Source organism: Bacteroides timonensis (assembly GCF_000513195.1).
Lineage (GTDB): Bacteria > Bacteroidota > Bacteroidia > Bacteroidales > Bacteroidaceae > Bacteroides > Bacteroides timonensis.
Genome location: NZ_CBVI010000112.1, coordinates 1 through 17,162 on the forward strand (window position 1 = coordinate 1; position 17,162 = coordinate 17,162).

The window sequence follows — 17,162 nt, forward strand, 5'->3', positions numbered from 1 at the left end:
TGTAGCCCTTTTAGCTGCAACCTTCCTATATTTAGATCCGTTTCCGCTGTGGGGAACGCCAGTTTCCCCTCATGGGAACTCACGTTTCCCTTAATAGGAACGATAGTTTCCCTTAATGGGAACAGCAGTTTCTATTAGTGGGAACAGCAGTTTCTCTTAGTGGGAACGGAAGTTCCCTGCAGGAGGGAAACTCTAATTAATTAGTTCTAAGGATATTGAAGATGCTTTCAGGAGGCACTAAGAATAATACGAAAATGCATGGCAAAGTAGAGAATTGACGGAGGGGAGGAATAACTGCCGGATACGAAGTGATACAGAGAAAAGTCGTAACAATGCAGAAAAGACTTTTCTTTATGCTTATATCCTTTCCTTAAACGTCATCCCGAATAAAAAAACAAGCGGAGCGTTATCCCGCTATCACTTTATCACCCTACCACCTTATCACACTTTGTTCATAACCGGAAAATAATGAACATAATTCAACTCCTGATTCACATAATTAGTAAAAGAGTAGGGGAATAAAAATAGAACAGGGAAAATTCTGCACATTGATAGTACAAAAGGAAAATGTGATTGAGATTTCGTAGGAAAGGAAGAGAAAAATCTGTCAGAGGTCCCATAAAGGTTCAATAGTGGTTTGCAGTGAAACGAATTACCCTAAATTAAAGACTTAGAATATTGAATTCAAATGCAACTTCCTTTGAGTAAGAATATCTCCTACAAAAAGAGCCTTGTATCAAAACCTCTGACCGGCTGCCGCCTTGTCATCTCAAACGGAAATAAGAAATTCGGATATATCCGGTTCATTTTCCCTAACAGCAAGCTTACTTTACTGCGGAGACAGATCATCTGTCTGGTGGGAGAACATACGGACAACCGCTTTAGAATAATCGAACAGACAAAACGAATCATAGAAATAATACTAACCTAAAAATCAATCACTGTCCGACAGTTATTTTATACACTTTCCTTATAATTCAGATCACCTTCTCACCATTAAATGGAAACCGACTCAAATCAGAAGCAATTAATAAGATTAATGATTTGAATCATAACACTTTAACAAGCCATTAAATAGTCTGTACCTGCCCTCGCATTACATAATTTAATATTTTTTTGCTAGAAATTACTAGTACTATATAGATCCAGGCATCCCATAATAATAGACATGGAGAAGTGGTATACAAGTGTATACTGGACCTTTCTATACTAAATATATAAAAAAAACAAATGAAAAGAGTATTGATTTTTATTATACTTCTGTACAGCGCGGCAACCATAAATATGCATGCGCAGCAAGTAGCAATCAAAACGAACCTCCTGTATGATGCTACCACGACCCTCAATCTTGGCATTGAATTGGGGATGGGACGGCACTGGACTTTGGATATACCCTTCAATTACAATCCATGGAAGTGGGACGATGGCATGAGGGGGCAGCATTGGGGCGTACAACCCGCGATACGTTACTGGTTTTGCGAGAAATTCAACCGCACTTTCGTAGGACTGCACGCCCACTATGCTGACTTCAATATAGGTGGCTTGCGCAACTGGATGCCAGTAAGCAAGAATATGAAGCAGAACCGTTACGAAGGACAGTTGTATGGCGCAGGTGTATCAGGCGGATACTCATGGATATTAAGCAACCGCTGGTCACTGGAAATGGAAATCGGAATAGGATACGCACATATCGTAACAGACAAATATCCCTGCCGCACATGCGGAACCCCGAAAGGACATTCCCATAAGAACTATGTGGGTCCCACCAAAGCCTCTATTTCACTAATATACATGATTAAATAAAAGAGCCATGAAAAAGTTCAAACGCCCAATAACCGTACTCTTACTTTGGATAGTTGCCGCAACAGGAATCCTGCCGGCAACTGCCATTGCCCAAAACAAGGAAATGGCATATACCGGAAAGATTATGATCAATCCCCTGCACTTGGAACGAATAGGGAACCTGTTGTTCATCGAACTGGACATACAGCTGAAAGACATTCAGGTAGTTTCTACCAATAGCATAGAGCTGCTTCCCCGCCTCGTCTCATCTTCGGGGGAATGTTCCCTGCCCGAAGTTTCCATAAAAGGGAGAAATAACCTGAAAATCTACCACCGCATGCTGTCATTGATGAGCAACACGCAGAAAAAGAAATATCAGCAACCATATCAAGTAGTAGAAGGATACCATAACCGCACGACAAACATCAGTTACCGCCACTCCATACCCTATGAGGCATGGATGGCAGATGCCACTCTCGAAGTACGATACGATGACTGCGGTTGCGGGAAGAATGCGGAATTATATGCAGAGCAGATAGCCAAAGTGAAACAGGCGGAAAAGAAGAAGCGGGCATTAGTGCCACACATGGCATATTTGAAACCGCAAGTCGAAGAGATAAAAAACCGCGAAGTGCAGGCCGAAGCTTTTCTGGACTTTGTTGTGAACAAGACAGACATACGTCCCGACTACATGAACAACCCGCGCGAGCTGACTAAGATACGCAACATGATAAACGAACTGACGGACAACAAAACCATCACCCTGAAGCGGATAGACATCATAGGCTATGCATCCCCTGAAGGCGCATTGGCAGGCAACAAGCGATTGTCTGAAGGGCGTGCAGAGGCATTGCGCAACTATCTGGCTTTGCTATACAGCTTCCCGCTCGACATTTATCACGTAGAGTTTGGAGGCGAAAACTGGGATGGCCTGCAAAAGAAGCTTGAAGAACAGGCTATGCTTGATTTCAAAGACGAAATGCTGAACATCATTCAAACCACCTCTGCGGAGAAAGAGCGGAAAAAGCTGCTGATGAACTTGCGGGGAGGAGATCCTTACCGCTATCTGCTGAAAAATGTATATCCCGGACTGCGAGTTGCCGTGTGCAAGGCAAGCTATAGCGTGAAGAATTTCGAATTGGAGGAAGCCCGGGAAGAGATGACAACCCATCCGCAAAATCTTAGTTTGAACGAGATGTTCATTGTCGCCAACAGTTACCCGGTAGGTTCCACAGAGTTTGTAGATGTATTTGAGACTGCTGCACGCTTATTCCCGGAAAGCAGTACAGCCAACCTGAATGCAGCTTTGGCAGCCCTTTCGCGTGGCGACACAGTGGCAGGAGAACGCTATCTGGGCAAAGTAAAAACCAGAGTACGTATACCGGAGCTTGACAACGCTCGTGGAATATTGGCTATGCTAAAAGGTGATTATGAGGCAGCCAGAGATTATCTGAAAGCAGCTGCCAATGCCGGATTGAAGGTAGCGGAAGAGAACCTGGAGGAATTGGAAGAAAAAGAACAATGAAATATATTTTTGGCCAAGTAAGTATATTGAAGCAATTATTAATTAAAAAAAGTATGAAAACAAAATTATTTTTTATGTATGCATTTGCATCTGTATTGTTTGCGGCCTGCAACAATGACGATGCCATTACAAATGAGAGCGGAATAGTGACCGATCCGAATGGAGAAGCGTATGTGGCATTGTCCATCAAGACACCGGCAACAACCCGTGCACTGCATGACCCCAATCAAGAGATTGGTACTGCCGATGAATCCAAAGTAACCGATCTGAAACTCGTATTCTTTAGTGATGCAAACCCCAGAGTTGTTACTGATGTAAAGGACTTTACAGTAGGGACAGATGCGGAAGCCGGTAACCCAAACCAGCCTACCGGAACTGCGGGCAAGGCATTTAAAGTAGCCGCCGGTTCCAAGCATGTGCTTGTGGTTGCCAATCCTGTAGCTGCATTCGCTCCTGCTGTAGGACAGAGTTATGACGCAGTCAACGCAGTATTGACCGGTACCGTCAGTGATGTTATAGGTGCCAACTACAACGACTTCATGATGAGTAATGCCAAGGGAGGTTTGGAGCCGTCTGATGCTGCTGGAGCAGATGTAACTCTGACACTCTACACTACCCAAGCTCTTGCAGAAGCCAACCCGTGCTCTATCAATATTGACCGTGTAGCGGCCAAAGTTCGTGTATATGCCGATAAGATTAAGGGTATGGGTACCCCCAGTGCTACTGGTGCTTATCCTGCTACTATTTCAGATGCGGGATGGGTACTCAATGTAACCAACAAAAAATATTATCCATGTTCTGAAAGATTAGCAACTTATTTTGAAGGGACTGCTGCAGGATTTCGTTCACCGTTTGATATCTATAGGATTGGTTCCTACCGGAGAGACCCGAACTATGATACTCAACATGATCCGGGTACTGATGTAACAAACTATGCGTCAGATTACAATTACTATGCCGGTACTACTGTTCCTGCAGTATGGAATAATCCGACTGATGCCCAAACAAATCCGGAAGTGGAATATTGCTTGGAGAACACTCAAACTGCCGCCTATAATATGGTCGCTTATACCACACAAGTACTCTTCAAGGCTGTCATAACACCTAATGGACTGAAAAATTATGATGGAAGTCCCGCTACTATCTCCACCGGTGATGACTGGATTACAATCGGCAGCAGCCAATTTACTTATGCATCATTGCTGACTTACATTAAGCAAGAACTGACTAATAAGTATACATCTGCTAATCCGTCCCTTTATTCTACTCCATTGACAGACGCTTTGATAGCTTACCTAAACGGTCGTAGCATTACAGGTGCCCCTACTCTGGACCAACCTGCTACTCCTGATGCTGCTCCTGCTACAAAAGCAGATGGTTATGTAACTACTTTGGATGGATTATCCACCGCTATCAAAACTGCCGGTGCCGGTTCGGTAGGCTCATTCAACTATTACAAGGGTGGTGTCAGTTACTACAGAATCATGATTAAACATGATGATACCCCTACAGCACTGAATGAATTAGGTGAGTTCGGTGTAGTTCGCAACTCTGTTTATGACATAAACATCACAGCCATCAATAACCCCGGTTATCCTACGATTCCTGCACCGGATCCCACCATTCCGGATGAAGATGAAGAAGCTTGGTTGTCTGTTCAGATCAATGTAAACCCATGGACTTGGTATACTCAAAGCGAAGAGTTATAATTTTCTCTCTATAAATTTCATTCTATTTTCTATAAGTTGTAGGGGTTCTATCCCCTACAACTTATATTTCCAAAAACAACAAAGTTACCGGAGATCTTAAAAAAAACTTCGGGAGGGCGTTTGCCCCACATTGCACTTATCTCTTTTCCCCGAGATATCCAGTTGTACCCAAACAAGATAATGACGAGAGAAACGGCAACCAAACCTTTCTCCACACCATAATAAAGAAATGAAAGAAAATCACTAAGAAATGAAACTAAAAAGAAAAGATTATACCGGATAGCATTACCCATTGCAACCTTTATTTCTTGCATATTGGCCTCGTGCAATTGTTTCGACGAACACTTGCCCGAATGTCGTTTCCTGATTCAGTTCAAATACGACTACAACATGAACTCTGCCGACGCTTTTGCCACGCAAGTGGACAAAGTGGAGCTATACATATTCGACCACTCAGGCAAATTCCTGAAAAAACAGTCGGAAGAAGGGGCAACGCTATCCACGGGTCACTATCGCATGGAGATTGATCTTCCCATAGGCAAATATCAAATCATGGCATGGGCCGGAGCGCATGATTCGTATGAACTATCGCAACTCGTTCCGGGTGTCTCCACCCTGTCCGACCTTGAGCTGAAACTGAAACGTGAATCTTCACTCATACTCGACAAAGAACTTGAACCGCTATGGTATGGCGAACTGAAAGACGTAGAGTTCAGAGGCGATGCCCATGTGACGGAAGTTGTCAATCTGATTAAAGATACCAACAAGCTGCGTTTCATATTCCAATGCGCCACCTCCGACGACAATTTCTCTCTGAACGTAGACGACTACACGTACGAAATCATAGAGTCCAACGGATGGCTGAACCACGACAACACCTTGCACGAGGACGACGTGTTGAGCTTTCGCCCCTACTATAAAGAGCAAGTAAGCCGCTCCGCCATATGTGTGGAGATAAACACCATGCGCCTGACTCCTGAAAGGGACACCCGCTTTGTAGTAACCGAAAAGGCAAGCGGACGGAAAGTCTTCGACATCAACCTGAAAGACTATCTGCTGATGACAAACATGGAAAATCATAATTGGAGCGCCCAGGAATATCTGGACCGCCAGGACGAATATGCCATTGTTTTCTTCATGTCGGAATCATGGATAGCGACACAAATCAACATTAACGGCTGGACATGGTATATCCAGAATGAATGACAATGTATAATTCAACCACTTGATAATGAAATTGATGAAACACAAGGAAGCAATACATATCGGCCTAATGATATTCTTGCTGCTATGGGTAGCCGGATGCAATATCCGGGAGGATGACCTCCTGTCTTGCAACCTGGTAAACATGGAGGTAGGCATTACGACGCGTGGCGCCACTTCGGATACAGACGTTTTGTCCAAGAACCTGAACGAATACCGTATCCGTAAGATAAGGATTTTCGTATTCAACAGTGACGGCTCATGGGATGCCACCTTCTTCGACGGTAATGTCCCTACTGATTCGGAAAGTTATAAATCACCTTATTTCCGGGTATCGAAGAGCGACAACAAAACAGTATGTGCCGTGCTGAATGAACCGGACGCTGCCGCAGCAGCACTGGATGCCGTGCGCTCTCATGCCGAACTGGAAGCCGTGACATACAAGATGGCCGACTACATCAACGAAGAAAACTTATTGTTACGCTCTCATGCAGACACATACTGTCTGCCTATGTACGGTGAACTCGGCGGAGTGAACGTACCCGCCCAATACAATGACGTAAACAATCTGGAAGTGAACCGCTGCGTGGCAAGAGTGGATGTGTACATGGCGACAAAGGACAACAGCAACATTTCCATTCCAAGTACAGCAACTTTGCAGGCAAGCAATACGGGCAAGCATGGATATCTCACAACAAGAAACCAGTTTGCCATCAACGAAACAACGGGAGAAATGCAGATTGTCGGAACAGATACATCGTTGGATTACGTCTACCCGGCAAGTAGTGACGACCCGGGACGTGATTTTAAGGACACAGACAAATACTTCTCCTTCTATTTACCGGAAAAGAAGGTAACTGTCGGAAACGAATTGACGCTGCACATCAAAGGCATCAGTATAGATGATTTGGGAACCACAAAGGACTATACAGTAAAAGTAAACCCGCAAAATGCAGGAAAAGACATGATGGAACGGAACAAAGTATATCAGCTCTACTTGACATTGAGGGAAACAGACTATATAGATATAGAGGTACATGTCACTCCTTGGGAATTGGCCGGTACTCAAACCGTTGAGGAAACAGCCGATGTAAGGATGACCAACTGCCACATCGTGGCTCCCGGCGGACGGGTACACATTCCACTGTCAGAAGTGTATAAAATATGGCGCGATGTCTTTGGAGAAGAGATAGATCAGACAGCAACGGTCACCGCAGAGGTGCTGTGGCAGAACGGGACTACCAATGACATTTTGCCAGCCTCAAACGTAACTGTGGTGAGGGGAAGCGGTGCTACCCACAGTACCGATTATATAAAGGTGGTTACCGGAACTACAGAGGGAAACGCGGTAGTGGCCATGAAGGTGAACGGTGAAGTGAAATGGAGTTGGCACATCTGGAATACAACCTATGAACCCAATGTGGCGGAAGGACAAACAAATGTAAATGGCCGTGTATGGATGACGTGTGATTTGGGCAGAACTCAAAACTTCTGTTTAAACTATCAGTATGGAAGAAAAGATCCCTTTATCAATAATTCTATCGGTGAAATGATACCCGCTACGGCAACTTACTGGAAAAATGCAATATTGTCTGTGAGGAATCCGACCACTTATTATATAAACTGGTACAATTTCTGGAGTGCCGTACCAGGACAGAATTATTGGGAAAATGCAGATCATAGCAAAGGAATTTTTGATCCTTGTCCGGATGGCTGGCGTGTGATTCCGCGTGTAAGTACACGTTATGCAGATATGAATTATACAGTACTCCGTTGTGTAAAAGATGAATAAAGGAGGGAAAAAACATGAAAATCAAGTTCTATCATAAACTGTTATTATTGACATGGCTATTGTGCCTATGGGCAGGCTGTTCAGACGACCACTTCCTGAAGAAAGGGGAAGAAGTGCCCGAAGGCATGGAAAGAGTCAGAATAGACCTTTCGGGACTTGGGTTGGAGAAACAGACGGTGCAAACCCGTGGAATGGAAAACGGGACAGGAACAGAGAGTACTATTAGTAATGTATATATCCATATATATAAGCCTGACGGAACAGAAATTCCCGGCCTTGCCAATCCGTATTCCGTACAAGGATATACATACGGCCCTACGCTGACAGGAGATGCAGAAGATGCAAGCGGATATGTCTCACTATATTTGCCCAATGGAACCATGGCGACAGATTATACAGTGCTGGTTTCGGCAGATCATGATATCGATCTTGTTCCGGAGCTGAATGGTTCAGCTTATCCGGCACCTCCTTTTTATATGTCCGGCATTTGTTCATCCTTTGATTATGATGCAAGCTACTATACCTATTCTGCCAATGTGTGGCTTTCACGGGGAGTGGCCAAAGTGCGTGCCTCTTTTTCCGTATCCGATGACGTAGTGCCAGCCGGAACTACTATCGACCTACCCAACGTGACTATGCAACTGCTGAACGTCCCTGCCCGGATACGCCCCTTTGCTCCTTATGACAGTTACAAGAATCCTCCGGTCGCCGCCTATCCTTCCTACGTGAATACGATGCAGGCCGGGTGGAGTGATGCAACTCCCCGTTATGACTTACCGCAAAGGCAAGTGAACGAGTATACTGCGGGAGAAATAGATTTCAAAAACGGGAAGAACTACTATCCCATGTATGCCTACGAGAATTTTGTGACGGATACCTATACCGGCTCTGTCAAACTGAAAGTAAGCATTCCTCTGTATCGGCTGGTGAACGGCACCAAAATCTATCTGAAAACCCAGGAAAGAACCGTCTCCCTGAAGCGAGACAATGACAGCACTTTGCTGCGGAATTACATCTATCCGGTAGATTTCATCGTGAAAAGCGGTGAAACAGTAGAAGTATGCACCGATATGCTGAAGTGGGAAGAAGAGAACTTCTATGATATTCTGGGGACTTACCTCACAGCATCCAATGTAGAAATGAACCAGACGGGAAGCATTCCCTGCAACTTCAAGACCGACGGAGACACATTGTTTGTGGACTGGAGCGACATACCCGCGGAGGTAAAGCGAAGCGGCATTGCCACCGCAACTCCCAATGTGACTTACTTCACGGGACTGGTTGCGGAATCTGGTTCCATCCCATTGCAATGGAATACAACAGACGGCAACGTAGCCAAATCATATATGGGGTTCATTCGTAACCTGACATTACGGGTGGGAAATATCACTCACCAAGTAGAGATAAGCTATATTCCCACCTTGGTAGTGGACTGCCACGTGATAGACATGCCGATGTATGCTTATGTAGAAGGTGGAAGCAGCGGAAATAACCGTAACTATTATGGCGTAGAAAAAGCCAATACAGTGCTCGCTACCGCCACTATAGCGGATAGCGACCAATGCCCTTGGCTGCATCTGTCTCCGCATAAAAGGTACAATGCGGCTGAGATGACAACATCCCTGTCAAACTCGGCGGTCTACATCCATTGCGATGAAAATTCATATACCTCCACCGACCGTTATGCCGTGATACAATATACACTGCCCGGTGACCTGGATGTGAATGGTGAAGCCCATCGATATGAATTGCGCATAAAGCAAGTGATTCCCGTGTTTGTAGGATACTGGGGTAAATATAATACCCAGTCAGGCTACTATACAGAGGCATTATACACGGAACAGATAGAAGAACTGGAACAAGGATATGTGCCTTATACGCTAACCAACGCTCCGGTACGCTATACGGATCCTTGGGAAGGATACGGGCAGACCTTTGCCGGCTACCAACCCGCGGCTTATGACAATTACAAGAACGCAGATTACTGTGTGCTAAACTATTGCGCCTCAAAAAACAGGGCAGATGCCAACGGAAACATCGCAACGACAGACCGGAACTGGTTTGCCCCATCGGAATACCAGTTAGCGGGAATGATTGGTTTGGCCGACCGATACGACAGCAAACTGCAACAATCCATCAATGCAATGCCAGTCTGGCATTATGCTTCAACAGATTGTAACAGAGGTTCTGGTAGCGGTGCATTAGGCGTACACTTTGGAAGTAATAGAATTGGTCTTATTAATTATGGACAATGGGATGATAATGCAGTGCGATGCGTACGCACTTGCAACGTAAGCGGGAAAATAGAGGTAAAGATACCTTCTTATCCAGTTGTTGATTTACAGAATCTGCCCGGCAACTATTACTCCAGTACGACATTATCCTTGCAAAAAGGAGCCACCTTAGGAGATACATATTCAGCTGCCAATACAGCTTACAAGAAGTTGCGGATTGCACGGTATTATGCCCGCAGTTCAGAGACTCCCAACATCGGCTATTCCACGACTTCCGTAAGGATGACTTGGGCGGCTGCAGTAGGATTGCCAGCTAGTTTCAACAACGCGTCTGCAACTACAGCAACAACAGCGAACATGGTAGCAACGGGATGTAACGCCTATTGGGAGGATGACATCAGCGAAAAAGGGACCTGGAGATTGCCTACTGCCCGCGAAGCTGCCATCATCGCCACATTAAAGGGTCATTTAAATATTTACCTAGGGTCTGAAGAATACTGGACACAAACGGAGTTTTACCAGACATCTTACAATAGATATGATGGCACATATATCAGATATAACGACAATATCCCCCTTTATATGCACAATGCAAATCAAGCAAACAAAACGTATTACAGATCAGCCCGTTGTGTACGCGAAGAACCCTAAAAAGAAAGAATCATGAAACAGAAACAGTTGATAAAATTAAGCTACCTCATCACTCTGCTATATATGATGGCAGGCTGCAACTCTGATCCTCTGATACTGGAACAGCCTGATTCTACATTGGCATTGCTAATGCCGGATCCGGAAACAATAGCAGTGAGAAGTACCGCCACAGAGTCCGAATGCCGGATAGACGAATTGGTCGTACTGGCCTACCGGGGAGCATCCAACACTCCGGTTTTTGGCAAACAATATAGCGGCGCCGGTTTGAATGCCGTGCTTTTGGGCAACGGCACGAATTCGCCCAAACTATCATTCACCACCGAATATGTCCCCCAGGACGGTGATTGCCTTTATTTATTTGCCAATCCTACAGTTGCCATTCCTATCACCCAAGAGAAGGATAAAATAGCAACAGAACTGCACGGAACGCTGAGCGAAACGACCACAGAAGATGTATTGCCGATATCGGGAATGGTGGCATCTTGGAATAACGCAGTGACCAATGTCTGCGTAATGAAACGTGCTGTAGCCAAAGTGCAGGTAGAGATTTCCGCAGTAACACAGAGCGGCGAAGCTTTTGAAGGACAGACAGTGACGTGGAAACCACTGAACTATAATCAAAGAATATATCTTTCTGAACAAGCGGCCATGACGACCGGTGATTACGCGGGAGGCTACTCCAATCGCTTCGTAAGTGCGGATATGGCAACGTCCGTCTATATACCGGAGTATCAGAATCACAATTATGCCCAAGGAATGGAACTGACCGATGAAGGACGGTTCAATGCCAACCGCTGCTGCGTGCTGCTACAAGTGGAAGGTAGCACCGGAAAGTATAATGGCTATTATCGGTTGGATTTCCATCGGGATGCCCGGTATCTGGATATTAAACGCAATTACCATTATATATTCCATATCACTAAAGTAAGGAGCAACGGATATGATACGTATGAAGAAGCATTAAACAATCCACCCAGCAATATAGAATATGAAATAGTGGTAGATGCTGCCGGAAATACAAGTGCATCCAACGGGCAGTATGCAATCTCTGCCACAAACGACCATTGTATCATCTATGGAGGGTACAATGGCTATTATGAAACCAAAGATTATGTGGTGGCCAGCGCAAAAGCTATCATGGGGACGGATGCTACCTTGAATAACATTACCACCAATTCTATCGAATGCAACGGAGACGGGTGTACTCTTCTCAGCCCCGATAAGCTCACCAATGACAATGCGGAGATAAAGATTGCAACAGATTTGAACTTTACCGGTGGGACAATCGCTATTCGGCTAGGGAATCTGAAGAAAACAATAACCATTGAAAGAGAAAACATATTGGATGCACATCCGGTGGTGAAGACCTTGAAGGGTACTCTGTCCGCTTTCTACACAGTCGAGAACAATCTGACAGGTGAAATCAAGACTTTCGACAACGGTGATGGCACCTACCGCCTATGCATCCCCGAAAATGTATATCCCACCAATGCCCTTCAGGTATATGACGACCTCGCAGTGGAGGTCGAACCGGAGTTTGAAGAGAAAGGTGCCGTATGCTATGCCTCTACGCTGGAAAGCGGAACATCCGGCGGCAAAGTCACCCGCCTTGTGATAAACCAGGCGGCTCCTGAATACATCGGCTGGTTCGGAGGAAAAGGCAATCTCAGCAGAGACATACCTTATACGTACTACGACCGCCGGTTGCTGATGGAGAGCATCGAAGAAGAAACCGGCAAGCAATTTTATTCTACAGACAATTATTCCGAAGCACCAGGCAATATAGAAAACGGCTTGGCAAATACCATGGCAACAGGAATGTTGACTGAATTCCAAGCTGCCAACTATTGCTACTTAAAGAATGACAGAAACGGCAATGGAGCAGTAGACACTGATGAACCCGTCTTATGGTATCTGCCCGCCCATAACCAATTGATGGGAATATGGATATGCAAAGAGAACATTCAGCGGAAAGATGACTTAAATTCAGGTTATTATTGGGGGTCGGAAAAAGCATGGAACGCCTTGGAAGGCTATTGGACCGGATGGTTTAGTTCTTTCTTTCACGGGGCAGCTGCATACGGTCAGATGTCCACCCTGTATCGTGTCCGTTGCGTACGGGATATAGAATAACTCAAAATAAGATGAATAGTATGAAACAAAAAACAGCAAGTATATTATTAGGACTCTATATGGCTTTGTTTGCAGCAGGCAGTGCACGCGCCCAGCAAGTTACTGTAAAAACGGTGAATTCCGACTCTTATATTGCTATAGACAATGCCCGCATTCCCTCCAAAGCCAGAAAAACATCCGCAGAAGTAGCGTCAACCATAGATGCAAGCACGGGAGTAACTGTTCAGCATAATGATACAGAAGCGACTAATGCAAAGGTTTCCCCGTATTTCATCATCGCACCTACTGATACCGACATAAACGGCGTCCACAGCAACAACAACAATGTGGATTGGTCTGAAGCAGCAACCTCCTGCAGACGATATAGAGGTATATCCGGCACAGACGAAGAAGGTTCATGGCGTCCTCCAACACAACGTGAACTGGAACTGATATGGGTATTGACTCCCAAGATAAAAGAAGTAGTAACTACTCGTGGCATTGGCTTTACCTTCTACGATACCTATTGTACTTACTGGACTTCCACAACATTCAGTGAAGACATAAATAAAGCATGGCATGTAGACATGAACGATGGCAATACAAATACATCTGAGAAATTGAAAGCCACGTCAGCAACTACCCAAATAGCCAGATATGTACGATGTATTCGTGATATAAAATAGAGTGCACAAATGAATAAGACGTGGTCTTGGAATAAATAATGATATGTTTGAACTTTGCACTTAAAAAAATCTCACGCCGGCAATCGGAAGGCAGACTACAAAAGAGTTAACCTCTCTTTACATAAGGAAAAGAATACAGGATATAGTAAAAAGGGTAGAATAGGGGAGTAAAAATAGAATAGGGAAAGTTTATGCACCGCTAATATAATGAGGAAGGCGAGATCGAGTCTTTCATACGGAAGACTTATCCAGAACCTCATAAAGTTCTAATGATAATGATAATCATTATCACGAGCAAGAAATTTATAGATGGATTTCAAATGCGAGTTTTCTCCAAACAGGATATTTCTTGCCCCAAAAACTATACATCATAAATCAGACCTGTTGTCACATTGCCATCTAAAATGAAAATTAAGGAAAAATCTATTCGACTTATTTTTCCTGATCCCTCATTTCACAATTATAGGTAATATGACAATATAGTCTGATTTACGATCCTGTTCATCAGTAAAAGAGAAAGAACTCTTCTCAATCGAAGAAATACTCATATAAGCCTCATGTTCACAAAGGGAAGGTTGTGCATTGGAAAAACCTTCGGCTTTTGAAAGATTGCCAGCACGATAACTATAAGTTATACCGTCATCGGTTATGAGCTCTATTGCCTATCACAAACAAGATTTTGTACAGCATGAGGAAAAGAGAACATGCCAAACTTCACCGATTCCGGAGATGTGGCATTTATGACAAGCTGTTCTCCGGTCGTTCCTCCATAGTCTAAACCAAAGGTTGTAAGTACCTTCCGATATTGGTAAAAATATGTAAACATTCCTGGTATCTCTTCAAGCTCCGTTTGCATTTTATGGATATTTATCGCTGTCTTAGTTGTCAATAGGCCTTTTGTTCCACCATCCGGCATATAAATAACCTCTGAAAAGTTAGTGCCGACGGCCTCTAACCAACGATTACTATAATGTAAAGTATGGAGCGTATAGGATTTATTGGGGAAATAGTACCTCAAATCTTCAAATGCTTCATCAAATTCCACTTCAAACTGCTCAAGCAACGTACTTGTACCATACAAATAGATGTAATATTTGTCTTTATAATAATAAACAGGTGTAAGTTTGTGCCTTGAGAGAAAGGAGAAAAATGCTTGATCTGTTTTGAAAAGAGTCAGATAAGTATCATAGGACAACAAAAAACTCCAAGAAAGAGGTGAATGCAAATTATCTTCCATAGTAGCAGGGACAAAAAGTTCTTTTGAACTCAATTCCACTAATCCGGCAGTCACCTCTTTTGGCATCAGTTGCGAATAAGGATAGTTGATTTTTATATCATCAAAATCCTTCGTACGTAACAAAGGCAAAATGGAATCTTCTGTACATTCAAAATAGATATAAGCCGTATTTACATCTCCATGATTCTCAAATGAGCTGATATTTACGCCTCCGATAGCTCCTAAAAGAGCCACCGGATAATCATAATCACCATTGTGTTCCCAATCGCAAACACTAACATAACCATTGTATTTTGTAAGAGTATTCATATTATAACTTTTTATCAAACGAAATAGAGTTTTTTATATTCCTCCATACAGAAAGCATTATACTCGTCTTCATTCGTACCTTTTTCAATAGCTGTATCAATGATATCACCCATTTCTTCAAAGGTTATTTCTGATGCGATACATACCGTTTTCTCACTATCAGCAAGAAAAATATCATAATAGTCATAAGTATACGATATAAGCACATATCCTTTGAATAGACGACCATTCACCTTAAATTTAAGTGTTGGCTTTTCCTTGTACTGAGTGGCAATAAAACCTTCGATACCCCAAGACATGAGCACATTCATATCATTCATTGTAAATAATTGTTCTCTTATCGTTTTCACGATCTCCAATACTTCTAATTTATCCATAAGAATAAGATTTTTATTCCCTACTTTCATCTCTGATTTCAGGAGATTAATTTTTATTTTCTGCTTCTCTGATAAACCTCGTATTCCGGCAAAACTTTCGGAGAAATACTCTCCGGTATAGACGGAGGAAGATTTCTTCATGAAAGCAATGCCTGTTTTGCCGAAGAATACACAGGAGGGTTATTTACTTTGCAGAAATAAAAAGTTCATCACCTCAATTCTGGGATAGAATAACATAAACGAAAAATATAAAAGCATATAGGAAGGGCAAAGGCTTTTGGCAAAAATGGAAGTAGTAATTCGACAAAAAAGGAACTCTCTGTTATAGATATATTATTGATTCACAAAACATTATAAGATTTTATAAAAGTTATATTTAGGATTTTAAAAGAGGAAGACAGAAATATATAAATGGCAGAAACCAAATCGAATATAAAAATGGCAATGAAAACAGTCAAATTCATGTTTTATATATATACTTAATATACAAAGAATTAAATATATAATATTAATTCTTTAGTTTAGATGTATTCATTCACTATTCGACAAAAATGGAAGTTGTTGCAAATAAGTAAGAGCCAATGAACATTCTCCTTCAAAAGGCCAAGTTCTGGATAAGGCAATACTTGAATTGTCTTTCATACCGATTTGTCGAATAGCAAGTTACGCACTCAATATATATAGAAAAAAATACCGATTTGTCGAAAAAGTATAGAAAACCATGAAACTCAGCACACAAGTGTTGTTTTCAGTTCCCAAAATACAAAAGAACGAAAGGTAAAATTGACCAATATTCAGGAGTAGGGGAAAGAGTTGAAAGGGCTAACGGAAAAGGAAGCAAAGAATAACAGGAAACCGGTGTTCTTTTCTCTAAACAAAAAAACTCTGGAACATATCAACCATCATTCTCTACATCTCCACTTAAGGTGATTTACCCGGATTAGATTCATCGTCTACTTTATCATCGGAATAACCGACAATGGCACGAATAGTACAGAACAAGGCTGCTATTACTGTAGCAAGGATAGTTCGAAGCGTAAGATTCAATCCGAATGATCCAAGAATATACGAACATGCAAGAAGAGCGATTATCAATAAAATTAGAATGGTTCTTTTTTTCATTAAAATGTTTATTTTCATTATTTACTTGCGAGAAGAAAGGGAAGGCCGATGGTTATACTCAAAGTATATTTCATGGAACAGCCCCAATTGCACCCACTTATCAGCATCTTCCACCGTTATCGTATGGGCTCTCATGCGTTGTCTAAACTCACCATCTGTCAGTTCAACCAGTCGTTCTATTGCTTCTTCCTGATTAACAGAAGGAATTGGTAATATTGTATTTTCCGGGAAGATATGGTTACCATTGACGAAGCGTACAAAAATTGTATCCGCGTCATATCCCAACATTAATTCATGCCGTTTTTTCAACAAATGCATATAGCTGTCCTTATCCAAGACCTCCCAGCGGTAGCCTTGATTTACCAGACTTATCAGTTCTTTCAAAATGGTTATATCCATAAGATAATTTTACAAAAGAAATTT

The 17,162-nt window shown here is 42.9% G+C and carries 12 protein-coding genes; 8 read left to right on the top strand and 4 right to left on the bottom strand.

All coding sequences use genetic code 11. From position 1 onward, the window contains the following. The first annotated feature begins 1,230 nt into the window (after positions 1-1,230). The 8 genes from BN161_RS20620 to BN161_RS20660 all read left to right on the top strand — a co-directional run bounded on the left by BN161_RS20620 (position 1,231) and on the right by BN161_RS20660 (position 13,694). The gene (locus tag BN161_RS20620) at positions 1,231-1,803 is read left to right on the top strand and encodes a DUF3575 domain-containing protein (RefSeq protein WP_044269841.1); all 573 of its coding nucleotides are present in this window, start codon (positions 1,231-1,233) and stop codon (positions 1,801-1,803) included. 7 nt (positions 1,804-1,810) lie between these two features. Beyond that, positions 1,811-3,307: a DUF3868 domain-containing protein gene (locus BN161_RS20625; protein ID WP_044269843.1), complete on the top strand. Its 1,497-nt coding sequence runs from the start codon at positions 1,811-1,813 to the stop codon at positions 3,305-3,307. 53 nt (positions 3,308-3,360) lie between these two features. Then, the gene (locus BN161_RS20630; RefSeq protein ID WP_044269930.1) at positions 3,361-5,016 is read left to right on the top strand and encodes an Mfa1 family fimbria major subunit; all 1,656 of its coding nucleotides are present in this window, start codon (positions 3,361-3,363) and stop codon (positions 5,014-5,016) included. 279 nt (positions 5,017-5,295) lie between these two features. Continuing rightward, positions 5,296-6,222 carry a FimB/Mfa2 family fimbrial subunit gene (locus BN161_RS20640; protein ID WP_044269846.1) on the top strand — a complete coding sequence of 309 codons (927 nt, stop codon included), beginning with the start codon at positions 5,296-5,298 and terminating at the stop codon, positions 6,220-6,222. A gap of 25 nt (positions 6,223-6,247) precedes the next feature. Next, on the top strand, positions 6,248-8,011 hold the full coding sequence (locus BN161_RS20645; protein ID WP_125910893.1) for a fimbrial protein: 1,764 nt from the start codon (positions 6,248-6,250) through the stop codon (positions 8,009-8,011). A gap of 14 nt (positions 8,012-8,025) precedes the next feature. Continuing rightward, on the top strand, positions 8,026-10,896 hold the full coding sequence (locus tag BN161_RS20650; RefSeq protein WP_044269850.1) for a hypothetical protein: 2,871 nt from the start codon (positions 8,026-8,028) through the stop codon (positions 10,894-10,896). 12 nt (positions 10,897-10,908) lie between these two features. Then, positions 10,909-13,029 (top strand): hypothetical protein, encoded by a 2,121-nt coding sequence (locus BN161_RS20655; RefSeq protein ID WP_044269852.1) that lies wholly within the window; start codon positions 10,909-10,911, stop codon positions 13,027-13,029. 20 nt (positions 13,030-13,049) lie between these two features. Further along, on the top strand, positions 13,050-13,694 hold the full coding sequence (locus tag BN161_RS20660; RefSeq protein WP_167332561.1) for an Lcl domain-containing protein: 645 nt from the start codon (positions 13,050-13,052) through the stop codon (positions 13,692-13,694). A 655-nt stretch (positions 13,695-14,349) separates the two neighbouring features. On the opposite strand, the gene BN161_RS20665 is transcribed toward BN161_RS20660, so the two are convergent. The 4 genes from BN161_RS20665 to BN161_RS20675 form a co-directional block, all read right to left on the bottom strand. After that, a complete protein-coding gene (locus BN161_RS20665; protein WP_044269856.1) occupies positions 14,350-15,258 on the bottom strand; it encodes a hypothetical protein in 909 nt (302 codons plus the stop codon). Beyond that, positions 15,255-15,758 carry a hypothetical protein gene (locus tag BN161_RS20670; RefSeq protein WP_244436579.1) on the bottom strand — a complete coding sequence of 168 codons (504 nt, stop codon included), beginning with the start codon at positions 15,756-15,758 and terminating at the stop codon, positions 15,255-15,257. Before BN161_RS20670 ends, BN161_RS20665 begins: the two co-directional genes overlap by 4 nt. A 780-nt stretch (positions 15,759-16,538) precedes the next feature. Further along, positions 16,539-16,739, bottom strand: a complete 201-nt coding sequence (locus tag BN161_RS29555; protein ID WP_125910894.1) for a hypothetical protein — start codon at positions 16,737-16,739, stop codon at positions 16,539-16,541. 21 nt (positions 16,740-16,760) lie between these two features. After that, positions 16,761-17,138: a hypothetical protein gene (locus BN161_RS20675; protein ID WP_125910895.1), complete on the bottom strand. Its 378-nt coding sequence runs from the start codon at positions 17,136-17,138 to the stop codon at positions 16,761-16,763. Between the last annotated feature and the right edge of the window lie 24 nt (positions 17,139-17,162).

What these genes read in the sequence shown, in the direction of transcription:
- BN161_RS29555 (WP_125910894.1), bottom strand. Translation starts at nt 16,739, where the DNA reads ATGAAAAAAAGAACCATTCTAATTTTATTGATAATCGCTCTTCTTGCA.
- BN161_RS20625 (WP_044269843.1), top strand. Translation starts at nt 1,811, where the DNA reads ATGAAAAAGTTCAAACGCCCAATAACCGTACTCTTACTTTGGATAGTT.
- BN161_RS20670 (WP_244436579.1), bottom strand. Translation starts at nt 15,758, where the DNA reads ATGAAGAAATCTTCCTCCGTCTATACCGGAGAGTATTTCTCCGAAAGT.
- BN161_RS20655 (WP_044269852.1), top strand. Translation starts at nt 10,909, where the DNA reads ATGAAACAGAAACAGTTGATAAAATTAAGCTACCTCATCACTCTGCTA.
- BN161_RS20620 (WP_044269841.1), top strand. Translation starts at nt 1,231, where the DNA reads ATGAAAAGAGTATTGATTTTTATTATACTTCTGTACAGCGCGGCAACC.
- BN161_RS20675 (WP_125910895.1), bottom strand. Translation starts at nt 17,138, where the DNA reads ATGGATATAACCATTTTGAAAGAACTGATAAGTCTGGTAAATCAAGGC.
- BN161_RS20645 (WP_125910893.1), top strand. Translation starts at nt 6,248, where the DNA reads ATGAAATTGATGAAACACAAGGAAGCAATACATATCGGCCTAATGATA.
- BN161_RS20630 (WP_044269930.1), top strand. Translation starts at nt 3,361, where the DNA reads ATGAAAACAAAATTATTTTTTATGTATGCATTTGCATCTGTATTGTTT.
- BN161_RS20660 (WP_167332561.1), top strand. Translation starts at nt 13,050, where the DNA reads ATGAAACAAAAAACAGCAAGTATATTATTAGGACTCTATATGGCTTTG.
- BN161_RS20650 (WP_044269850.1), top strand. Translation starts at nt 8,026, where the DNA reads ATGAAAATCAAGTTCTATCATAAACTGTTATTATTGACATGGCTATTG.